This is a genomic window from Prosthecobacter fluviatilis (assembly GCF_042655725.1).
In the GTDB taxonomy this organism is placed as follows: domain Bacteria; phylum Verrucomicrobiota; class Verrucomicrobiia; order Verrucomicrobiales; family Verrucomicrobiaceae; genus Prosthecobacter; species Prosthecobacter fluviatilis.
Map to the genome: position 1 here is coordinate 387,503 of NZ_JBHSMQ010000005.1, position 21,633 is coordinate 409,135.

The window sequence follows — 21,633 nt, forward strand, 5'->3', positions numbered from 1 at the left end:
ATCGAAGGAGATAACGGCAAGCCGCTCAACGCAGCCAGTCATGCTCCGCCGCCTTAAAGACTCCAGATGGAGTTTTTCAACAGGCTGTTAGGGCACCACGTTTCATTTCGAGCACGTCGTCCCGCGCACCTGCGGCGGCGAAACCACAGCCGAAAACCTCGCCCTCGCCTGTCCCGGCTGCAATCTCCACAAATCAGACCGTTCTCATGCCACCGATCCCGATACGGGACTTTCGGCACCCCTTTACCATCCGCGCCAGCACCCCTGGTCAGATCACTTCACCTGGCAGGACACCCGCATCCTCGGCCTCCCCCCCACCGGCCGCGCCACCATCAGCGCCCTCGACCTGAATCATCCCCGCCGCCTCCGCGTCCGCGCCGCCGAAGCCCACTTCGATCTCTTCCCGCCGCCCGTCTAGCTCCCCTCCCAGTTTCAACCTCCGCCCCCTCTGCGGCAAAATCGTTCGTCCCACGGATCAGTGCCAGCCAGTGTCCCCTCAGTGGCCCAAAAACTCCGGCCCCCCGCTTGGTCCAGATCAGATCTCTGTGCCCTCGGCTTGGACCCTGTGGTGAAAACAACATCACTTCCATCAGCCTCAGCGCCTCCTTGAACCCGCCGGACCATCCCCACCCATCCGGGCGAATGGCATCGAGCATCAGTCCATCAAAACGCGATTGCGCGGCTCCACAACGCCGTCAAAAACCAAGAACCAAGAACCAAGAACCAAGAACAGAGTCCTCGATCCCGCAACCAACCTGCAACATTGCCAGATCCGACACACCCAAACGCCCCTTTGTCCACACCCGTCACCATGACGATTCTTGACCTCCCTCACCCCTGGGCACCCTTCATCGCTTTCGCCCAGGCCCCCACCTCCTCCGGGGCCACCGCCGTCGGGTCCGCCGCTTTCACAGTCTTCCAGGTCTTCAGGGCGAACTCCGCCATGTACTCCAGGTAATCCGGCTCCAGCCTGGACGACGGCTCCGCCAGCGTCTGCCGCCAGGCATCCCGCGCATGCGCCAGGGCCTCCTGGAAACGCTTCTGTTTCAGTCGGATACGCGTCATCTCCCGCAGATCGTCCAAACGGTTCTTGTAGCTCGCGTTGTGCTCCGCGTGGTTCTCGTAGATCTGGTGGTGAAGCTGCCAGGACTCCTCCAGGTGCCCCGCCGCCTCCTCCGCCCCGGCCAGCGCCGCCAGCGCCCGCGTCATGAGCGTCTCCGTGCCCCCCTGCTGCGCCACCCGCAGCCCCTCCCTCGCAGCGGCCAGCGCTGCATCGAACTGCTTCAGGCTGCGATACGCTGCACTTTGAATCTCAAACGCCGCCTGCAGATGCTCCCGCAGGGTGTCCGCCCGCGCGTCCTCCTGGGAGATGGCCGCAGTCCGCGCCTGGATGAGCGTCAGGGCCTCCTCCGCCTGGGCGATGGCCTCCCGGTGCCGCCCGGCGCGGTTTTCGATCTCCGCCAGCCAGACCATCTGATGCGGCAGGTCGGCGCTGTCCGGCTCCGTCTTCTTCAGGCCCTGCACCCGTTTGCCCTGCAGTTCCGCAGCACGCGCCAGGTTGCCACGATGGATCATGAGCTCCACCATCCGTGTGTCGAACTCCCACTGGTGGTCCGGGAGATCTCCCCGCCGTGTGGCCAGGGCGATGCACTCCTGGATCTGCTTCTCCGCCGCATCATACTCCCGCGCGGCCTCCAGCGCCTCGGCATGCGACATGAGAATCTTGTGCAGTTCCGTGCCACTGAGCGCCTTCTGCCGCGCCACAGCCACCGCCTCCGCACTGGCCTGGGCGGCATCCTGCCCCCGGCGCAGCTTGATCCACGCACGCACCAGCATCCCCTGCGCCCGGAACCAGACCGCGCTGCCCCGCCCCTCATGCTGCTCGATGTGGCTGCGCAGAGCCTTCAGCAGGTCCACCGCCTCGATCCGTGAGCCGTGATCCACGGCCATGATGATGTGCTGGAAGGCGGCCTCGCGCGCGGCGGGATTTTCCGGCCCCAGCCTTGCGGCAGAAAGCTCCGCCGTGCGTCGCAGTGCCACCAGCGACAGCTTGCGGTCGCTCATCAGATCAAACAGGCGGGCCACCTGGTTCATGAGCTCGATCTGCAGGTCCGGGTCCTGCCGCATGTCCTCGATGCGCTGCTGGCTGGTGATGAGCGCCAGCCGCAATGCCTCCGGGTTCCGCCCGTTGCGCACCTCTTCAGCCACTTCCTTGAGCAGGTCCGTGAGGAAGGTGGCGGACTCCCGGCTGCGCAGCGCCTCGGACTCCGCCCGCCCCTGCGCCTCGCGCGCCAGCTTCGCCTGCCAGATGGCCACGCCCGCCCCTGTGACCAAGGCAAGCACGCTGACGCAAGCCGCCGCAAAGGCCACCCGGTGGCGCCTGATCCAGCGCGAGGCGATGTAGCGCCGGCTGGGCGGATGCGCGGAGACCGGCGCACCCTCCAGAAAGCATTGAAGATCAGCGGCAAACTCCGCCGCGCTCTGGTACCGGCGCTGCGGCTCCTTTTCCAGCGCACGCAGGGCGATCCAGTCGAGGTCCGCCGGGAGCTGGGACACATCCATGCGCCTCTCAGCGCCGGGCTCAGGCGCAGGAAGGATCCGGGTGGTGAAACTGGTGGAAGGACGTGGCGGATTTTTGTCACGAACAAGGCGCCAGAACTCCTGCCGGGTCTGGCCCTGCTGGGTCACCTCCGCAAAGGGCGGGTGGCCGGCGAGCATCTCGTACAGCACCGTGCCCAGCGCGTAGATGTCGCTCCGCGTGTCCACGCTGCCCACGTCCTCGATCTGCTCCGGGGACATGTACTGCGGGGTGCCGAGAATGAAATTCGCCTGCGTGGCGAAGGTCATGCCCTGGACATCTCCGGAGGCGAGGACCTTGGCGATGCCAAAATCGATGATCTTGGGCACCGGCCTGCCATCCACTTCCAAAACAAGGATGTTCGAAGGCTTCAGATCCCGGTGGATGACGCCCTTCTGGTGCGCGTGCTGCACACCGCTGCAGACCTCCCGAAAGAGGCGGATGCGCTCCTTCAGCGGCAGGTGGTGCTCTTCGCAAAACGCGGTGATGGGCCTGCCGCGCAGCAGCTCCATCACAAAAAACGGCCGCCCGTCCGGGGACATGCCTGCATCCAGAATCGTCGTGATGCACGGATGTTCCATCGCCGCGAGCATCCGGCGCTCCTGCTCGAACCGCGCGAGCACCTGGCGGGAGTCCATGCCACGCTTCAGGAGCTTCAGCGCCACCTCCCGCTTCACCGGCTGGGACTGCTCCGCCCGCCAGACGATGCCAAAGCCCCCTTCGCCCAGCTTTTCCACCAGCCGGTAGGGGCCGAGCTGGGAGCCGGGCTTTTCATCGCCCGCCTCCAGGGGCTCGAGGCCGCCCCCCAGCATAGCGGCGGCGGCTTCATCAGAGAAGGCATGGGAGGCGTCAGACATGGACGAAGGCAGAACTGAATATCCTTAAGAACGGGGAATGATCCATCAATTCATGCAGCGAGTGCTTTGCCGCATTGACCAAGCCCCTCCTCGCGCTTCACTGACCGGCATGACTCCCCTTCACCACCTCCGCGCCGGCATCATCGGCACCGGCTTCATCGGCCCCGTTCATATTGAGGCACTTAAGCGACTCGGCGTGACCGTGAACGGCATCTGCGGCTCCACCAAAAGCGCGCGCCAGGTGGGCAATCTGTGGGGCATCCCGGAAATCTACGGCGACTACGACCATGAGGCCATGTATGCCAGCCCGAACATCGACGTGGTGCACATCACCTCCCCCAACAAGGTGCATGTGGAGCAGTGCCTGCAGGCCCTGGAGATGGGCAAGCACGTGATCTGCGAAAAACCGCTGGGCATGACCGCGAAGGACACCCAGCTCGTCGTCGATGCCGTGCGCAAGGGCGGCAAGAAGGGCCCGGTTTTTGCAGTGAACTACGTGTGCCGATTCTTTCCCGCCATCCTCCAGATGCGCGCCATGGTCGCTCGCGGCGACCTCGGCAAAATCATCCACGTCCAAGGCCACTTCTTCCAGGACTGGCTGCTGCATGAAACGGACTACAACTGGCGCATCCTTGCAAGCGAAGGCGGCAAACTGCGCGCCGTGGGAGATGTCGGCACCCATTGGATCGACGCCGTGAGCTTTGTGCTCGGCGCGAAGGCTCAGAGCGTCTTTGCCCACGTGGAAACCTTCTACAAAACACGCAAGCGCCCGAAGGGTGAGGTGAAGACCTTTTCCAAAGTGGACCCCAAGAAGATGGTGGACTACAAGGTGGATACGGAAGACTTCGGCAGCGTGCTGCTGAAATTTGGCAAGGCGAAGCACGGCTTTGCAGATGGGGTGCATGCGAATGCCAGCATCTCCCAAGTGGCGGCAGGTTGGAAATGCAGCCTGAGCTTCGGCATCTACGGCACCAAGGGCAGCGTGCGCTGGGACCTGCAGCAGCCGAACGAGATCCTGGTGGGACGGCGCGATGAGCCGAACCAGATCATGCACCGTGGCACCCCCGGCTTCCTCGAAGACGTCTCCAACTACACCGACTATCCGCCCGGACATGCGGAAGGTTTCAGCGACGCGCACAAGATGCACTACCGTGCCGTGTATGAGCACATCGCGAGCGGAAAACAGACACCAGTGCTGTTTGCGACGGCCGAGGACGGCCACCATGAGATCAAGCTCTGCGAGGCGATGCTGGAGAGCACCGAGAAAGGTGCGTGGGTGAAGGTGTAGAGGGGCTGTGTTTGCGCACGCTTCACCGGCTCGAAAGCGGTAGCTGCGCTCGTTCCTCGCTGCGCAACCGCACTCCAAAATGCTGTCGCGTTCTAGCCGATGCCGAGAGCTTTGCGAATCGCCAACGCGTCTTCGAGTGCTTTTGCGATGGTATCTCCTAATACGGTGAAGTGGCCCATTTTGCGGCGGGGGCGGGCTTCGCGTTTGCCGTAGAGGTGGAGCTTGGCGAGGAGGTGATTGAGGACGGGGGACCAGTCGGGGTGGACGAGGGGGGCAGGCCAGACGTCGCCGAGGAGATTGACCATCACCGCCGGTGTGTGCTGGGAGGCGTCTCCCAGCGGGAGGCCGCAGACGGCGCGCTGCTGCTGCTGGAACTGATTGGTGCGGCAGGCATCAATGGTGTAGTGGCCGCTGTTGTGCGGCCGTGGGGCGATCTCGTTAACGATGACTTTGCCGTCGGTGGTGACGAACATTTCGACGGCCATGGTGCCGACGTAGTCGAGGCCTTCGGCGACGGCTTTCCAGAGATCGAGAGCCTGCTCAGTAATTTTGGGATCGACGCGGGCGGGAGAGATGGTGACGTCGAGGATGTGGTGGGTGTGCTGGTTCTCGACGCAGCCGTGAGTGGCCATCTGGCCTGAGATGCTGCGGGCACCGACGACGGAGACTTCGCAGACGAAGGAGACCCACTGCTCGACGACGGCGCGCTGGCCGGTGAAGCCGCTCCAGGCCTGGGCGAGGTCGGTTTCGGCGGTGACTTTGCACTGGCCTTTGCCGTCGTAGCCGAAGGCGGCGGTCTTGATGACGCAGGGGCGGCCGAGCTCGGCGACGGCGGCCTCAAGTCCAGCGAGGTCGTCGATGACGCGGAAGGGGGCGCAGGCGATGCCCTGATCGCGAAGAAAGTTTTTTTCGCGCTCGCGGTGCTGGGTGGTGATGAGGGCCTTGGCACCGGGGCGGAGAGGCTTCACGGCCTCAACAGCGGCGAGGCAGGAGGCGGGGATGTTTTCGAACTCGGCGGTGACGACATCGACCTGCTGCAGGAAGTTATTCAGGGCGTCGGTGTCGGAGTAGGGGGCGTTGATCTCGACGTCGGCATACTGCCCTGCGGGGCAGCCGTGGGGCTCGTCGGTAAAGATGGCGACGCGGTGTCCGGCGCGGCGGGCCTCCAGGGCGAGCATGCGGCCGAGCTGGCCGCCGCCGAGGACGCCGATGGTCGAGGGGGGCGGGAACTTCATGCCTGGGGTTCGACTTCGAGTTCCTTCTGGCTTTCGAGCACCTTCTTGGTCTGGCGCTTGCGGAAGGCCTCCAGCTTGGCGGTGAGGCCGGGGCTGTCTGCTGCGAGCATGGAGACGGCAAAGAGGCCGGCATTGATGGCGCCGGCGCTGCCGATGGCGAAGGTGGCGACGGGAATGCCGCCGGGCATCTGGACGATGGAGTAGAGGCTGTCCACCCCGCTGAGGGCACGGCTCTGGACGGGGACGCCGAGGACGGGGATGAGGGTCATGCTGGCGGTCATGCCGGGGAGATGGGCGGCGCCGCCGGCGCCGGCGATGATGCACTTGAGCCCGCGCTCGGAGGCGGTGGTGGCGTAGTCGTAGAGGAGCTGGGGGGTGCGGTGGGCGCTGACGACTTTCTTTTCAAAGGGCACGCCAAATTCCTGCAGCACCTCGGCGGCGTTTTTGAGGGTGGGCCAGTCGGAACTGGACCCCATGATGATGCCCACGAGGGGCTGGTCGGAGGCTTTGATGCTCATCGGGAAAGGTGGTCAAAATGGCGGGGCGGGGGGCCGGGCACAAATTTTTTCTGGCTGAGATTTGCGGCCCGTCCATAAATGCCGCCCATGATTGCAGAATTCAACCGCAGGCAGGTGGTGTGGGGGGTGCTAGGTATCGCGGGCGCTCTGGTCTGCTATGTGCTTGCCTGGCTGTTTTTCAGATATGGCGCGGCGATGGCCCTGCATGCATTCGGTTTTTCGACCGGGTCCGCTCCCTGGCTTGCCTTTGCGGCGCTGGGAGGCATCTCCTTCAGCGGGTGGCGGACCTGGAAAAAAGACGAGGGATTCCAAAGCTACTCCGAGTCTGTCTTTTACCATGATCTGGGGAGTGCTGCAGATACGGCGGGCGCGCATATTGTGGATCACTATGCAGGCCAGGTCACCGGGCCTGCCTATGTTTTGAGCCAGTTGTTTCTGGGCGGACCGCTTTTGCTGCTGAAGAGCATTCATCGCCTGCGGAGCCGCATCCCAGATGATGCCGGACTGGAGCCGAAGCTCGCCCATCTGCTGGCGGTGCTACATGCGGCGGGCAAGTGGCAGGGACTGGCGGATTACCCGGGGCAGGAGCGGGAGGTTTTTCTGCTGAACCGCATGAAGAAGATCGACTTCAGCCAGCACAAGGGCAAGGTTCGTTTCAAAGCCAGAACATCCGATGGAATTTAACTTTGAATGGAGACGGCTGGTGCTGCTGGCGGCTTTACTGGGAGGTTTTGCCTTCATAGGTGGCTTTTCCGTGCCGCAGACGGATGAAGATCACTCACCAGCCAGGGCGCGAAAAGCGTGGTTCTATTGTGTCCTGCTGTTTGCCACTGGTGCGGCGTCTGCGAGCGTGGTGGACCATTACACCGGGGGCATGAGCTATTCGAACCTGCGCTCAGTTTACATCCTCTTCGGGGCTCTGCTGATGGTTGCAGGAGTGCTGTGGTTAAAACTTCTGAAGCGGGAGCTCGTCAGGCCACCGCCATTGGCCGGGATGATCGTTTACCAAGGGCCTTGCCGGAGGGCACAGGCTGTGGCAAGCAGGATGCCATGACCTTCCTCGACAAACTGAATCAGCGCATTGCCAAAACTGGATCGAACCTGTGCGTGGGGCTGGATGTGAGGGCGGAGAATGCGGAGGAGAGCACGAAGCGGTGGATTCTGGACGTGATCGAGCAGACGGCGCCGTATGCGGCGGCGTTCAAGCCGAACTCGGCGTACTTTGAGGCGCTGGGCTGGCGGGGGATGAAGATGCTGGAGGAGATTTTGCAGGAGATCCCGAAGGAGATCCCGGTGGTGCTGGATGTGAAGCGTGGAGACATCGGCGAGACGCAGGGCTATTATGCGAAGGCCTGTTTTGAGGCGATGAACGTGGATGCGGTGACGCTGAACGCCTACATGGGCCGGGACACGCTGGAGCCTTTCCTGAAATACGCGGACAAGGGACTGTACCTGCTGGGGGTGACCTCAAACCCCGGGGCGAAGGACATCGAGCTGCAGCCCACTGGCGACCGCCAGGTGTACGAGCTGGTGGCCGCGATGACGGCAGGGCACCCGCAGGCGGGGCTGGTGGTGGGGCTGACGAATGCGGCACCGAATGTGCTGGACCACATCCCGGATGTACCGCTGCTGATCCCGGGCCTGGGAGCGCAGGGGGGAGACCTGGCGGCGCTGAAAGGGAGCGGGCGGAAGGCTCCGCTGCTGGTGAATGTTTCCCGAGGGGTTCTTTATCAAAAGGATGAACTGAGCTTCGCCGCACGGGCGGAATACTGGATGAAGCAGATTCAAGGGGCGCTGAGCTGAGCCTTTCAATTGTGATAATGACAAAAACGATACGCTGATGGCGCTTGCTTGAAGCGTATTCAGGAGGATGGGTGAGGCACACCCGCCTCATATACAACCGTCTTCATGGTTTTTGACCTTAACGAGCACCTCAAAACGCCCCTTCAGCGCCGGATCTACCGACTGATCGGTCCCGCCTTGGAAACGGCGCTGGGGCTGCGTGGCTTTGAGGCTTGCTACCAGGAGTCTGCGCGGCTTTTCAAGATGCACCCGCAGCACCCGAATGTGTTTGCGTGGTTTGACTCGGTGTCGCATGCGCTGCAGCTGCAGGAGGAGGTGGACCTGCCGACGGATTTTGCCTTTCCGAAGCAGGGGCCGCTGATCATCGTGGCGAATCACCCGTTTGGCGTGATTGACCCGGTGATGCTGGCGCGCTGGGCGGGGCAGTTCCGGCCTGACCTGAAGGTGATGACGAACTCGCTGCTGCTGGCGATGAAAGAGCTGTCAGATCACGTGATTCCGGTGGACCCGTTTGGGGGAGAGGGTGCTGCGAAACGCAACCTGGCACCGATGAAGGAGGCGATCCGGCTGCTGCGCGGCGGGGGTGCGCTGGTCATTTTCCCGGCTGGTGAGGTGGCCTCCTACAAACCTGGACGCGGCATCGATGAACCGGCCTGGAGCAACCATGTGGGGTCTCTGGTGCGGCGGACGCAGGCGACGGTGCTGCCGGTGTATTTCCCGGGCTCGAACAGCGCGCTGTTTCACGCTGCGGGGATGATCCACCCGCGGCTGCGCACGACGCTGCTGCTGCGCGAGTTTTGCAACCGGGCGAACACGCCGGTGCCGATGCGCGTGGGGCAGCCGATCCCGTATTCGCGCCTGAAGAAATTTGAGGATGATGAGTCCCTGACGCGGTACCTGCGCATCCACACCTTTGTGCTGCACCAGCGTGGCAAGGAGCAGACCGCCAAGCTGACGGTGGAGGGGCAGAACGTGAGCATCACGCCGCCGTCTGAAACGCAGCAGGAGCACATGGTGGAGGAGATCGACCGGATCCGTGCGCGAGGGGGGCGTCTGGTGGGGCAGGGCAATCTGTCCGTCTATCAGGCGCATTCACACGAGATCCCGGTGCTGCTGCCGGAGATCGGGCGGCTGCGCGAAGTGACCTTCCGCGAGGTGGGTGAAGGCACGGGCAACGACATCGACCTGGACAAATACGACCGGTACTACGAGCACCTGATCCTGTGGGATGAGGAGAAGGAACAGGTGGCGGGCGCGTACCGTCTGGGCCGTGCGGACGTGATTCTGCGCGAGTATGGCTCGAAGGGACTGTACACGAGCACGCTGTTCCGGTTTGAGAAGCCGTTCCTGGCGAATCTGGAGCATGCGGTGGAGATGGGGCGGAGCTTCATCATCAAGGCCTACCAGCGGAACCTGGCCTCCCTGCCGCTGCTGTGGAAGGGCATCGCGCACTGGGTGGCGCGGAACCCGCACTACAAGAAGCTGTTTGGCCCGGTGAGCATCAGCAAGGACTACAGCAGCCTGTCGCGGAAAATGATCGTGGAGTTTCTGCAGGACAACCGGATGCACCCGCACCTTTCGAGCTTTGTGAAGGCGCGGAACCCTTTCCGCTACATGAGGAACCGGAGGATGATGCGGGAGTTCATCAGCGCGGATCTGCAGAACGTGGACGACTGCTCTGCGCTGATCTCCAGCCTGGAGACGGACGGCAAGGGGATCCCGATCCTGCTGAAGCACTACCTGAAGCTGAATGCGACGCTGCTGAGCTTCAATGTGGACAAGGATTTCTCCTCGGTGGTGGACGGGCTGATCATGGTGGACTTCACCGACATCGACGAGAAGCTGCTGGCCAAGTACATGGGCGAGGAAAACTGCCGTGCGTACCTGGCGAAGATCAAAAAAGAAGCGGCCTGAATCCAGGCCGCTCCGGTTGAGTGATGAATGAGGTGTGAGACGCGCCTTACTTGGCGGTGCCGTTGGAAGCCTCCATTTCGGGCTCGATGAGACCGTAGTCGCCATCCTTGCGACGGAAGAGGAGAGCGAGACGGTGGGTCTGCTGGTTGTGGAAGAGGACGAAGGGGCGGTCGCTGATTTCGAGGTCCATGATGGCCTCGTCTGCATAGAGGGGGCGGATCTTGTATTTTTCCTTGTGCACGTAGGCGGGCTCAATGTGCTCGTCCTCGGTGTGGAGCACTTCCTGATGGAAGACCTGCTCCTCGATGTGGCGGATGGAGACCTCCTTGCGCGGGCGGTGGTTTTTGAGCAGGCGGGTCTTGTACTTGCGCATGCGCCGGGCGATCTTGGAGGCGCTTTCGTCGATGGAGGCGTAGATGTCCTCGGTGACGGACTTCACTTCGATGACGATGTGGTCGGCGCAGAAGAGGATGATTTCAGCGATGTGACGGTGGTGATTCTGGACATCGAGGACGACCTTGGCCTCGATGATACGGGGGTAGTCAAGGTGGAGACCTTCGATCTTTTTGTGGGCGTAATCACGGATCGCATCGGTGACGTCCATATGACGTGCGGTGACGATGATGGGGAGGTTGACGTTGTGTTTTTGCATGGTGGTTCTCCTTTTTGGGTTGGACAAAATTTACATGGTGAAGCCTTCACCGAGGTAGAGGCGGCGGGCCTCGTCGTCCTGGACGAGGAAATCTTTGCTGCCGTGGCGGCGGACGCGGCCCTCAAAGATGAGGTAGGCGCGGTCCACGATGTTGAGGGTCTCACGGACGTTGTGGTCAGTGATGAGAATGGCGAGGCCCGCACTGCGAAGCATGCGGATGATCTCCTGGATTTCGCTGACGGCGATGGGGTCAACGCCGCTGAAGGGCTCATCGAGCATGAGGAGCTTGGGCGAGGTGACGAGGGAGCGTGCGATGGTGAGGCGGCGCTTTTCGCCACCGCTGAGGGTGATGGCGAGGTTGTCGGCGACGTGGTCGATGCCGAACTTTTCCATGAGGGACTGGGTCTGCTCCTCGCGCTCGGCCTTGGAGTAGGGCTGGGTCTCCATGACGCCCATGATGTTTTCCCGGACGGTGAGACGGCGGAAGATGGACTCCTCCTGGGGGAGGTAGCCCATGCCGAGCCTGGAGCGCATGTACATGGGCTGGTGGGTGGTGTCCTTGCCGTCGAACATGACCTTGCCGCCATTGGGCTGCACGAGGCCGACGATCATGTAGAAGGTGGTGGTCTTGCCGGCGCCGTTCGGACCGAGCAGGCCGACGATCTCACCGGTTTTGACCTCGATGTCCACGCCATTGACGACGGCGCGGCCGTCATAGACTTTTTTCAGCCCTTCAGTGTGAAGAAGGGTGTTTTTGTCCGGGATGATGGGTGCAGGCATGCCGGGGTCGTGCGAGGCATGCGACCGTGTTTCTGCAAGGTCCAGGGACGGCAGGGAATCCCCGCCGCTGACGTCCTTCATTTTTTTCTTTCGCGAAGCCATGTTCACTGCTGTGCGGGTGCGGGCGAGGCCTGGCCGTTTTTGCGAGGCGCGATCTCGTCTCCCTGGAGAATGATCGTCTCATGGCCACCGGTGGTGGTGAGCTTGCCGGTCTTGTCGATGACCATGATGCAGCCGGCTTCGGTAGCTTTGTGCAGCTGATTGCCGGCCTGGACCTGGGGCCATTCGAGGAGGGTGGTCTGCTCGGTTTTGCCGTCGTAGATGAGGTGCTTGCAGTGGCCGATCTGGAGCTCGCCATCTTCAGAGATTTTTTCGATGGTGACCATGGGGCCGCGGGCGTCTGCTCTGTCGATGGGCGGGGCGGATCTGCCGGTTTTTTTTGCGGGAGCGAGAATGTCCGAGTCCTTGGCGGCGGGTCCGTTTTTGGGGGGCTTGGGAGCACCGAGCACGGAGCCCTGCTGCTTGGTCATGAAGAGCTCGAGCTCCTCGCACTCGATGTACATCTGGGGATGGCGGGCCTTTACATCCCCGGTGTAGATGCCGTAGTTGTTGTTGGCATCGAAGAAAGCGCTTTTCTGGGCGGTGATGTCGATCTGGCCTTTGGTGGCCTTGGGTGCCTCGTCCAGGTTCAAGGGCTGCAAAGGTTTGGGCTGCGGGCCAGAGGGTGGTGGTGGTGGTGGCGTTTCAACGACAGCCACCATGGGGGCTGGGGCTGGGGCTGGGGCTGGCGCAGAAGCAGGGGGGGGTTCTGTGGCGATGGGGGGCGTAGCCGCTGCTGGGCTGGAAGCGGTGCCCTGGCCTTGGATCATCGACTGGGCAGCCTGAAGTGCCTTCTGGCGCATTTCAGCGCTGTCGGGCGAGAGGAGCAGTTCCTTGGCCTTGTCCTTCATCTCATCGGGCACCTGCTTGACGGCCTCCTTGGCAGTATCAATGGCCTTGACCTTGGTTTCTTCGTCGATCTTTTTTTTGCGGAAATCGAACAGAGGGCGTGCGCCGCCGCCCGGGCCTTGTGCCAAAGCGCCGATGCTGCTGATGAGCAGGGCGAGGAGCAGAATGGATGGCGTCTTCATGTCACTTGGTGGGGCGGGATTCAGCGGGGCGTGGTACCTCGCTGCTGAGAGCGCTGCTGTCAAAGATGACCATGTGGATGTTTCCTGTCATGCGTCCCTGATTTTTTGCGGTGTCGTAGATGAGGCTGTCCCCCTCAATGTCGAAGTCGGCATGGCGTACATGGCTGCGCTGGGTGCTGCGGAGGATGCCGCCCGTGCCGGCCATCTGGTAAAAGGCGGTCTTCAGGTCGATGCGGACGTCGTTTTTGGGGTCTGCGCTGAACATCTGGACCACGAGGTTTTCAGCATAGATACGCTCGTCGTCGACACGACGGAGCATGTCTGCGGTGATGAGCATGGTGCGACGGCCGGTGGAGTCGAAGGAGGGGATGACGGCCCCCTTGTTGACGGCTCCGGGGGGGACCATCTGCAAAAAGGCGGCCATGCCGGAGTCTGAGCCGGAACTCTGCTGGCCGAGGGCAAACATGGCGAGGCCTGCCACCACTCCGAGGGTGATGGAGAGTGCGATCCTGCGGCGGTAGAGCCGCTCAAGAGATGTCGCGAACGAGGCCATGAATCTTGCGCAAGGTTTCGACCACTTCGGCGATCTGCGAAAGCGGGATTTGATTGGGGCCGTCTGAGAAGGCTTTGGCGGGGTCCGGGTGGGTCTCCATGAAGACGCCATCACAGCCGGTGGCCACGGCGGCGCGGGCGAGTACGGGGGCGAGCTTGCCATCGCCACCCGTGGCGGTGCCGAGGCCACCGGGGCGCTGGACGCTGTGGGTGGCGTCCATGACGGCGCGGTAGCCGAGCTCGCGCATCCAGTAGAGGGAGCGCATGTCGGCGACGAGGTTGTTGTAGCCGAAGGTGGTGCCGCGCTCGGTGAACATGAAGTTCTGGCAGCCGGAGGCGACGAGCTTGTCGGCGATGTTTTTGACATCCCAAGGGGCCATGAACTGGCCTTTTTTGACGTTCACGGTGCGGCCAGTCTCGCCGGCGGCGACGATGAGGTCGGTCTGGCGGCAGAGGAAGGCGGGGATCTGGAGGAGGTCGATGTGCTCGGCGGCCTGCTTTGCCTCCTCAACGGTGTGGACGTCGGTGGTGACGGGGACGCCGAGCTTGGCGCCGATCTGGGCGAGGAGCTTGCAGCCGGCCTCGCAGCCGAGGCCGCGGTAGGAGGAGATGGCGCTGCGGTTGGCCTTGTCGTAGGAGGCTTTGAAGACCCAGCGCCAGCCGTGCTGCTGCGCCATGGTGCCGAGTTTTTCGGCGATGTCCCAGATGAAGTCTTCGCTCTCGATGACGCAGGGGCCAAGTATGAACACCGGCTCCGTGCCGTCCATGGACACCGATCCTATTTTCACCACCGGAAGAGAGAACAACCCCATAAAAACTTTAAAAATTGATTCTGGGAGCCTCGCTCCAGAATCGGTTTTGAAGTTTCCAACCCCGTTGCGCGGCCCGCTACGTGAATTGTAGCTGGGAGGGGGTGAAAGACAACGGAAGATTCAGCGGATCAGCCATCAAGGCGACGGACTTCGAGCTCGACCTGGAGGGCGGTGGTGGCGCCGGGGGGGCCGTCGAAGTAGCCGGAGATGGGGGCGGCGTCGTGGTAGTCGCGGCCGGTGGCGATCTTGATGTGGCGCTCGTCTGCGAGGGTGGCGTTGGTGGGGTCGAGGCCGAACCAGCCTTTGCCGGGGAGATGGACCTCACACCAGGCATGGGAGGCCTGGGTGCCGCGCAGGTGGGAGTCGGGGCCGTTGTAGAGGTAGCCGCTGATGTAGCGGGCGGGGATGCCGAGGGCGCGGCAGATGCCGATCATGAGGTGCGCGAAGTCCTGGCAGACGCCCTGCCTGCTCTGCAACACCTCGGCCATGTGAGTGGACGAGGTGGTGGTGCTGGGGGAGTACTTCCACTCGCGGTAGATGTAGTTCATCACCGCCTCGGCGGTTTCGAAGACGTCGTTGCTGTCATTGCGGATGTCGATGCCGAGGCGCCAGACTTCGGGGGTGATGGCGATGTAGCGGCTGTCTCCGAGGAAGGGGAGGACCATTTCGTCCATCTCGTCCTTGAGCATCTCGAAGGTGACGCCGAGTGGCTTGCCGTCCTTGTAGGGATTGGTGGTGTTGATGGTGGACTGGGACTCGATGGTCAGGTCCGTGTGCGGCTCGGGGATGTCGAAGTAGTGGACGTAGTTGAGCCAGTTGTCCCGGAAGTGCTGGAGGCGTGCGGGGGGCTTGACGTTGAGCAGGAAGAATTCGAGACGTGACTTGTCGTCGGTGACAGGCCGGAGCCTGACCTCATTGTAGCTGTCGCGCACCGCAGCGCGGTAAACGTAGCGCGTGCGGTGGAAAACTCGGAATCGCATGGCGGTGGAACGGCGGGAGACGCAAGTACGCCGCTATTGCTGCTGCTGTTGCTGTTGGATCTGCGCATCCTCATCGGCATGGGCATGGTAGGCCCCCGGGACGCTGACGATTTCGGGTGCAGGCTCCTCGGCCGGCATGGAGAACTCGGCATGGAGGACAAAGGTCTGGAAGATGGCCTCTCCGATCTGGTTGAGGCGTGTCTGCAGATTGTCGATGTACTCGTGAAGGCCGATGGCGAGCACCTCCTCGACGGTGGTGTAGGCGAGGTCTGCACGCAGACGGCCGACATGGCGCAGAAGGATGGGCATGCCCTGGAGGCCTGCCCCGGTGCAGAGAGCCTGGAGGGCACCCTCCGCCTCCGCCACGCAGTAGGCGATGGAGCGGGGGAAGGTCTCGTCGAGCAGGAGGTATTCGATGATTTTTGCCGGGTCCTGCTTGCTGCATTTGGTCTGGAAGGCATGCCAGGCGGAGCAGGAGCGCAGGAGGGCGGCCCAGCGCAGGGGGCGGGCCTTGGGAGAAGGTGGCATCTCCAGGGAGAGGCCGGAGCAGGTGTCGAGAAGACGGGAGACCTTGTCCGCTCGCTCCAGGCAGGTGCCGACGCGTAGAAAATACCAGATTTCGCCGCGCGGGGTGGTGGAGTCTGCGACGCCCTGGAACTCGTAGGAGCCGCGGAGCACGCGCTCGTAAAAAGCAGCGCTCTGGGTGCGGTGCATGGCCTTGCCCTCGGCGGACTCGACGAAGAGGCGCAGGGAATTGAGAGACTCCCAGATCTCGTCGGAGATCTGGTCGCGCACGGTGCGGGCGTTTTCACGCGCGGCGCGGATGCTGTTGAGCATGGAGTTGGGATTGTCCGCACGGAGGGCGAGGAAGTCGGTGACGTCCTTGCCTTTGACTTTTTTGTGCAGTCCGAAGTAGGCGTCCTCGTCTCCGGTGGTGGCGAGGAGGGGCTGCCAGAACTGTGCTTCATCCACGCCCTCGGCTCCGGCATCGAGCAGGAGATCCTGCGTGGAAAGGAGGAGGCGTGAGAGGTTTTCGGCGCGCTCGACATAGCGTGCCATCCAGTAAATGCTGTCTGCGACTCGGCTAAGCATGGCGTGTGATCAGGCGGCGGGTGAGGTTTCGGCAGGTGCGTCCAGGGGGTCGTCCCAGAGGACCCAGGTGTCCTTGCTGCCTCCGCCCTGGGAGGAGTTCACGACGAGAGAGCCTTTTTTGAGCGCGACGCGGGTGAGGCCGCCGGGGACGACGCGCACGCGGTCGCCGCAGAGCACGTAGGGGCGCAGGTCGATGTGGCGGCCCTCGAAGTGGTCGTCCACAAAGACGGGGTGGCGGGAGAGCTGAAGAACGGGCTGCGCGATGTAGTTGCGCGGGTTCTTCTTGATGCGCTCGGCGAATTCGGAACGCTCTTTTTTGGAGGCGTGGGGACCCATGAGCATGCCATAGCCGCCGGATTCGTTGACGGCCTTGACGACGAGCTTGTCGAGGTTGTCGAGGATGTAGGAGCACTCCTTTTCGTCCACGCCAAGGTGCGTGGGCACGTTGGGGAGGATGGGGTCCTGATCGAGGTAGTATTTGATCATCTTCGGCACGAGCGCATAGACGGCTTTGTCGTCGGCGACGCCGGTACCGATGGAGTTGGCGAGGGCGACGTTGCCTTTGCGGTAGGCATTGATGATGCCGGGGACGCCGAGGAGGGAGTCCTTGCGGAAGACGAGGGGGTCGAGGAAGTCGTCGTCGATGCGGCGGTAGATGACGTGGACCTGCTCCAGGCCTTTCGTCGTGCGCATGAAGACGCGATCATTGCGGATGATGAGATCGCGGCCTTCGACGATGGGCACGCCCATCTGCTTGGCGAGGTAGCAGTGCTCGAAGTAGGCGCTGTTGTAGATGCCGGGCGTGAGGACGACGATGACGGGATCGAGCACGCTGCTGGGAGCGAGGTGCGCGAGGGTCTCCCGCAGCATGGAGCCGTAGGCGTCCACGGGGCGTACGGGGAGCGACTGAAGCAGGCCGGGGAAGGCGCGCTTCATGGCGTTGCGATTCTCCAGCATGTAGGAGGCGCCGGAGGGGCAGCGGCCGTTGTCCTCGAGGACGTAGTAGTCGCCTTTGTCATCGCGGACGAGGTCGGTGCCGCAGATGTGGATGTAGATGCCGTGGGGCACCTTGATGCCACGGAACTCGGGCCGGTAATGAGAGGCGGAGAGCACGAGGTCTGCGGGCACGGCCTTGTCATTGATGATCTTCTGACCGTGATAGACATCGTTGAGGAAGAGATTCAGGGCGGTGATGCGCTGAATCAGTCCGGCCTCCACCGTCTCCCATTCACGCTGCGGGATGATCCGCGGCATGAGGTCGAAGGGGAAGATGCGTTCGGTACCCTGGTCATCGCCATAGACGGTGAATGTGACGCCCTGACGGAGGAAGGCGGCATCCACAGCCTTTTGGCGTGCAGAATATTCGGACGGAGTGAGTGAACCTACACTATCAAGCATGGCTCCGTAGTGCGTGCGCGTCTTCCCTGGTTTGGAAAACACCTCGTCGAAGAAGCTCTCTGGTTGGTAGTCGTTAAACAGTGACGACATGGGACCTTATTAATTAGCAGCCCCTGTGCCAGAGTTTCAATCGCTTTAAAAATACGTGGGGAAGCCGGGGAGATGGACATCTAGCGCAGCGCAAAAGACCTTTCCGTTGAGAAGGCTGTCCATGGTGATACCACGCACAGCTGAAAACGGGTCTCAGGGGTGAAAGCCAGCATTCCATGCGGCCAGCCAGCGCTCCGGAGGAGTGGGATCGTCCCGATCCCACACGTTCCCGCATCCACCCTGCGCCCTCGCAGATCCACGAACACGCTGCAGGTGGGGGGATCAAGATGATCCCCCTCCGTCGGATGGTGCCTCCACCTTCAGACCCGTTTTCATCGCATCGTGGTATGAGAAAGCCTTGGGCTACGGCGCGGCTGGCTGAGGGCAGCCAGCCGGGCATGTGCCGCTTATTTCTCTGCTTCTCCCAAGGAGCCCGAGCCGGGTCAGTCGCCGACGGGCTCGACATCGACGCCGACGCCGACGGTGTGCCTGCCGCCGCCGGTGATGATGCCGCGAACGGGGCTGACGTCTGAGAAGTCGCGCCCGATGGCCACGGTGATGTGGTCGAGGGAGGTGAAGCAGCTGTTGGTGGGATCAAAGTCCACCCAGCCGAAACCGGGCACGAAACAGGAGGCCCAGGCATGCGAGGCGTCCACGCCTACCAGCCGGGGCTTGCCTGCAGGCGGATGGGTACGGAGATAACCGCTGACATAACGCGCCGGCAGGCCGATGGCGCGAAGGCTGGCGATGGAGAGATGGGCGAAGTCCTGGCAGACGCCGCGCTTCTTTTCCAGCACCTCCTTGAGCGGCGTGCTGATGGTGGTGGCCTTGGGGTCGAAAACGAACTCCTTGTAGATGCGGCGGAAGAGATCCGCCGTGGCGGCGAGAAGAGGGCGGCCTTTGGTGAAGCTGGGGAGCGCGAAATCGCGCAGCTGCATCTCGGGCACCAGGAGGGGGCTGACGTAAACGTACTGGCAGGGGTCGAGCAGGTCTGCGGAAACGGGATCACGGAACAGGGCTGCCACCTCCTCCCAAGGGGGCGTCTGCTGAGGGTCGGGCTGCAGCACGGGTGTGAGGGAGACGAAGCTGCGGGAGGTGACCTCGAAGTGATTGTGCAGCTTTTGCACGGAGAAGCTGGCGACCTGATTGCCGAAGGAGTCGATGTGCTCGGTGCAGAGATCAGGCTCAGGGTCAAAGCTGAGGCTGAACTCCAGGCAGCGCTGAGTCTCGGTGTCCCGGGGGCAGAGCCGCGCGGCATGGTGTGAGACAGCCACCTGCGAGCTGTAGCTGTATGTGGTGCGATGGGTGATGCGGTATTTCATCACGTGGTCGCGGTTTCAGCAGCCGGAGACGCATCGCTGCTGCTGATGGTGGAGTGTGCAAAGTAGGAGGCGGTCAGCGCATCATTGAGCTGGGGCATGGCGTCGATGAGCTGGGTGAGCAGACGGTCCACCTGAGACTGGGACCAGGCGCCGTGCTCCACGCGTGCGAGCTCGGTGGGGTCGCAGAGCTGGAGGCGGGTGCTGTTTTCCAGGAAGATGCGCATGGCCGGGGTGAGGAGCGCGGATTTCTGCTCGTGAGGGAGGTGCTCGAACTGCTGGCGGATGCGCTCAAACTGGAAGCGGAGGCCGCGGGGGTTGAGCTCGTCGAGCATGAGGAGGTCATACACGGCGGCGAGCTGGGGGAGGAGGCTGTAGCGGTTGCGGTAGGTGATGGTGCTGTCTCCGACCTCCAGGATGGCCTCCAGGAGGCTGGGGTTTTCAGCATCGGCGCTGCGGAGCCCGGCGCGCAGCAGCTCGCAGATGTAAACGGTGCGCTCCAGGCGGTGGCCGATGTCGAGGAACATCCAGCCCTGGGCGCGCGTCATGTTTTCCTTGGCGAGGCCATGGAAGGAGGCGAGCTCAAGGATGATGCGGGTGAGCACGTTGAGAGCGTCTGCCATGGGCGTGACGCTGGGCGTGCTTTCATAGGTGTCCCAGGCGTCTCCGAGCTGGCTGATGATGCGCCAGGTGTCGATGGAGATGCGATCCCGCAGCAGCACGCCGATGCGCTGGATGTGGGCCACGCAGGAACGGACGCTGGAGGGATGATCGGGGTCGAAGATGGCCTCCAGCAGACGGGCCTCAAGCTGCTCCTGCTGGGAGGCGAGGGCGGCGACGTCTGTGACGTCATCGAGCACGGTGAGTTTTTTGAGCGCTTCGAGCAGAGGAAGAAGGAGCGGGGTCTCGCTCATGCCGCTCTCGGGCGAGCAGCGCAGGAGGGTGGAGCGCAGCAGGCGGGCGCTGGACTCAGCGCGCTCGGCGTAGCGACCAAGCCAGTAGAGATGATTGGCGACGCGGCTGCCGAGATTGTGCCCGGTGCGGCGGAGCTCCACCGGCGTGCTGGTGTTGGAGAGCAGCGTGACGTTGTCCACGGGGCCGTCGCTGAGGACCCAGGTGTCCTTGGTGGTGCCGCCCTTCTGCATGGAGACCACGGAGGAGTCAGTTTTGGCGGCCACGCGCGTGAGGCCGCCGGGCATGACCATGTAGCCGTCCTGGGTGGCGACGAGATAGACGCGCACGCTGACGGGCTTGTGCACGAGGTGGCCGTCGTCCCAGACGGGGGCGGTGGAGAAGGAGATTTTTTCCTGCGCGGCCCAGCGGTCTGGCGCGAAGCGCATGCGCTCGATGAGGGCGGCGCGCTCGGCCGCAGTGAGGTGTTCGCCAAAATTGATCTCGCGGCCGCGGACCTTGAAGGCGTTTTTGATGACCAGGCGTTCGATGTTTTTCTCCACCTCGGCCTTCGGATTCTCCTGGCCGCACCACCAGGTGGCGACGGAGGGCATGAGAAGATCTTCACCGAGGAGCTTGCGACTGAGGCTGGGGAGGAAGGCCATCATGGCCGGGGCTTCGACGAGACCGGAGCCGAGGGAGTTGGCCAGGGCCACATTGCCGGCACGCACGGCGCGGACGAGACCGGGGACGCCGAGCATGGAGTCATTGCGAAGCTCCAGGGGGTCGCAGAAGTCGTCGTCCACGCGGCGGAGGATGACGTCCACGGGCTCCAGGCCATTGAGGGTCTTCTGATAGACGCGGTCGTCGCGGACGGTGAGGTCTTCACCCTCAACGAGCGTGTAACCGAGGTAGCGGGCCAGGTAGGCCTGCTCGAAGTAGGTCTCATTGTAGGGCCCGGGTGTGAGCAGCACGACGCGGGGCTCCTCCACGGGACGTGGGGCGAGGGCGGCGAGGGACTGCTGCATCTGGCGGAAGAAACCGGCGAGACGACGCACGCGCGCATCACGGAAGACCTCGGGCAGCAGGCGGGAGGTGATGAGGCGGTTTTCCAGAGCGTAGCCGGAGCCGGTGGGAATCTGGGTGCGGTCTGAGATGACCCACCACTGGCCATCGAGTGCGCGAACGATGTCGGCACCATAGACCTGGAGCGGCTTGTTGCCGGGCACCTTGATGCCATGGCAGGCGCGGATGTAGCTGGGCTGGGCGAGCACCATGGCCGCAGGCATGCTGCCGTCCTTGATGAGCTGCTGGGGGCCGTAGCTGTCTGTCAAAATGGCATTGAGCAGCGTGGCGCGCTGGATGAGCGCTTTTTCGATGCCCTCCCATTCGCGGGCGGAGATGACAAAGGGGACGGGGTCCATCTGCCAGGGGGTGTCGAGACCCTTGGCGTCGTAGATGTTGAAAGTGACGCCGCGCTCCGCCAGCAGACGGCGGGCGGTGTCTGCGAGGCGCTTGACCCCGGCGACGTCCCGCTTCTGAAGATCGGAGATGACGGGCTCGTAGTGGGGGCGCAGCTTGCCGGCGGCGTCGCGGAGCTCGTCGTAATGCCCCTCAACCGCCGTGCCGTCGAGCTGCGGCGGAGCGGCCCGAGGGGTGACGGGAGAAGCGGCGGAGGTGGAACTTTGGGATTGGAAGATCAATGCGTGGTCGGAGATGGCGGATGGTGCGGACAGTAGGAACC

Annotated in this window: 18 protein-coding genes and 1 pseudogene; 6 read left to right on the forward strand and 13 right to left on the reverse strand. The window is 63.1% G+C overall.

Annotated features, from left to right (window positions below):
• Positions 1–106: 106 nt before the first annotated feature.
• Positions 107–418, forward strand: a pseudogene (locus ACFQDI_RS15745) (HNH endonuclease); the annotation flags it as partial.
• Positions 419–831: 413 nt separating this feature from the next.
• Here ACFQDI_RS15745 and ACFQDI_RS15750 read toward each other — a convergent pair.
• A complete protein-coding gene (locus ACFQDI_RS15750) occupies positions 832–3,435 on the reverse strand; it encodes a serine/threonine-protein kinase (protein ID WP_377168440.1) in 2,604 nt (867 codons plus the stop codon).
• Positions 3,436–3,544: 109 nt separating this feature from the next.
• Here ACFQDI_RS15750 and ACFQDI_RS15755 point away from each other — a divergent pair, with 109 nt between their 5' ends.
• Positions 3,545–4,723, forward strand: coding sequence for a Gfo/Idh/MocA family protein (locus ACFQDI_RS15755; protein WP_377168442.1), 1,179 nt, complete (start codon positions 3,545–3,547; stop codon positions 4,721–4,723).
• Positions 4,724–4,815: 92 nt separating this feature from the next.
• Here the strand turns inward: ACFQDI_RS15755 and ACFQDI_RS15760 are convergent, their stop codons facing one another.
• Both ACFQDI_RS15760 and purE read right to left on the reverse strand, forming a co-directional pair.
• Positions 4,816–5,958: a 5-(carboxyamino)imidazole ribonucleotide synthase gene (locus ACFQDI_RS15760; protein WP_377168444.1), complete on the reverse strand. Its 1,143-nt coding sequence runs from the start codon at positions 5,956–5,958 to the stop codon at positions 4,816–4,818.
• Complete coding sequence (purE, locus tag ACFQDI_RS15765; RefSeq protein WP_377168446.1) at positions 5,955–6,476, reverse strand: 5-(carboxyamino)imidazole ribonucleotide mutase; 522 nt, start codon at positions 6,474–6,476, stop codon at positions 5,955–5,957. The genes ACFQDI_RS15760 and purE overlap by 4 nt, the downstream gene beginning before the upstream one ends.
• Positions 6,477–6,563: 87 nt before the next feature.
• Between purE and ACFQDI_RS15770 the strand changes: the two genes are divergently transcribed.
• From ACFQDI_RS15770 to ACFQDI_RS15785, 4 genes are all read left to right on the forward strand, one after another.
• Positions 6,564–7,160: a hypothetical protein gene (locus tag ACFQDI_RS15770; RefSeq protein ID WP_377168448.1), complete on the forward strand. Its 597-nt coding sequence runs from the start codon at positions 6,564–6,566 to the stop codon at positions 7,158–7,160.
• Entirely contained in the window at positions 7,150–7,530 is a 381-nt protein-coding gene (locus tag ACFQDI_RS15775) for a hypothetical protein (protein WP_377168450.1), read from the forward strand. Before ACFQDI_RS15770 ends, ACFQDI_RS15775 begins: the two co-directional genes overlap by 11 nt.
• The gene (pyrF, locus tag ACFQDI_RS15780) at positions 7,527–8,279 is read left to right on the forward strand and encodes an orotidine-5'-phosphate decarboxylase (protein ID WP_377168452.1); all 753 of its coding nucleotides are present in this window, start codon (positions 7,527–7,529) and stop codon (positions 8,277–8,279) included. Before ACFQDI_RS15775 ends, pyrF begins: the two co-directional genes overlap by 4 nt.
• Before the next feature lie 105 nt (positions 8,280–8,384).
• The gene (locus ACFQDI_RS15785) at positions 8,385–10,193 is read left to right on the forward strand and encodes a lysophospholipid acyltransferase family protein (protein ID WP_377168454.1); all 1,809 of its coding nucleotides are present in this window, start codon (positions 8,385–8,387) and stop codon (positions 10,191–10,193) included.
• 46 nt (positions 10,194–10,239) lie between these two features.
• Here ACFQDI_RS15785 and hpf read toward each other — a convergent pair whose 3' ends face one another.
• From hpf to ACFQDI_RS15835, 10 genes are all read right to left on the reverse strand, one after another.
• Complete coding sequence (gene hpf / locus ACFQDI_RS15790; protein WP_377168456.1) at positions 10,240–10,845, reverse strand: ribosome hibernation-promoting factor, HPF/YfiA family; 606 nt, start codon at positions 10,843–10,845, stop codon at positions 10,240–10,242.
• Positions 10,846–10,875: 30 nt separating this feature from the next.
• Positions 10,876–11,625 carry an LPS export ABC transporter ATP-binding protein gene (gene lptB / locus ACFQDI_RS15795; protein WP_377168458.1) on the reverse strand — a complete coding sequence of 250 codons (750 nt, stop codon included), beginning with the start codon at positions 11,623–11,625 and terminating at the stop codon, positions 10,876–10,878.
• 104 nt (positions 11,626–11,729) lie between these two features.
• Entirely contained in the window at positions 11,730–12,755 is a 1,026-nt protein-coding gene (locus tag ACFQDI_RS15800) for an LptA/OstA family protein (RefSeq protein ID WP_377168460.1), read from the reverse strand.
• Position 12,756: 1 nt separating this feature from the next.
• A complete protein-coding gene (locus tag ACFQDI_RS15805; protein ID WP_377168462.1) occupies positions 12,757–13,308 on the reverse strand; it encodes a hypothetical protein in 552 nt (183 codons plus the stop codon).
• Positions 13,283–14,119, reverse strand: a complete 837-nt coding sequence (kdsA, locus tag ACFQDI_RS15810) for a 3-deoxy-8-phosphooctulonate synthase (RefSeq protein WP_377168464.1) — start codon at positions 14,117–14,119, stop codon at positions 13,283–13,285. Before kdsA ends, ACFQDI_RS15805 begins: the two co-directional genes overlap by 26 nt.
• Positions 14,120–14,247: 128 nt before the next feature.
• On the reverse strand, positions 14,248–15,099 hold the full coding sequence (locus tag ACFQDI_RS15815; protein ID WP_377168466.1) for a transglutaminase family protein: 852 nt from the start codon (positions 15,097–15,099) through the stop codon (positions 14,248–14,250).
• A gap of 33 nt (positions 15,100–15,132) precedes the next feature.
• The gene (locus ACFQDI_RS15820) at positions 15,133–16,191 is read right to left on the reverse strand and encodes an alpha-E domain-containing protein (protein WP_377168468.1); all 1,059 of its coding nucleotides are present in this window, start codon (positions 16,189–16,191) and stop codon (positions 15,133–15,135) included.
• Positions 16,192–16,200: 9 nt separating this feature from the next.
• Positions 16,201–17,679 carry a circularly permuted type 2 ATP-grasp protein gene (locus ACFQDI_RS15825; protein ID WP_377168470.1) on the reverse strand — a complete coding sequence of 493 codons (1,479 nt, stop codon included), beginning with the start codon at positions 17,677–17,679 and terminating at the stop codon, positions 16,201–16,203.
• Between the two features lie 443 nt (positions 17,680–18,122).
• Complete coding sequence (locus ACFQDI_RS15830) at positions 18,123–19,001, reverse strand: transglutaminase family protein (RefSeq protein ID WP_377168472.1); 879 nt, start codon at positions 18,999–19,001, stop codon at positions 18,123–18,125.
• On the reverse strand, positions 19,001–21,592 hold the full coding sequence (locus ACFQDI_RS15835; RefSeq protein ID WP_377168474.1) for a circularly permuted type 2 ATP-grasp protein: 2,592 nt from the start codon (positions 21,590–21,592) through the stop codon (positions 19,001–19,003). Before ACFQDI_RS15835 ends, ACFQDI_RS15830 begins: the two co-directional genes overlap by 1 nt.
• Positions 21,593–21,633: the final 41 nt, after the last annotated feature.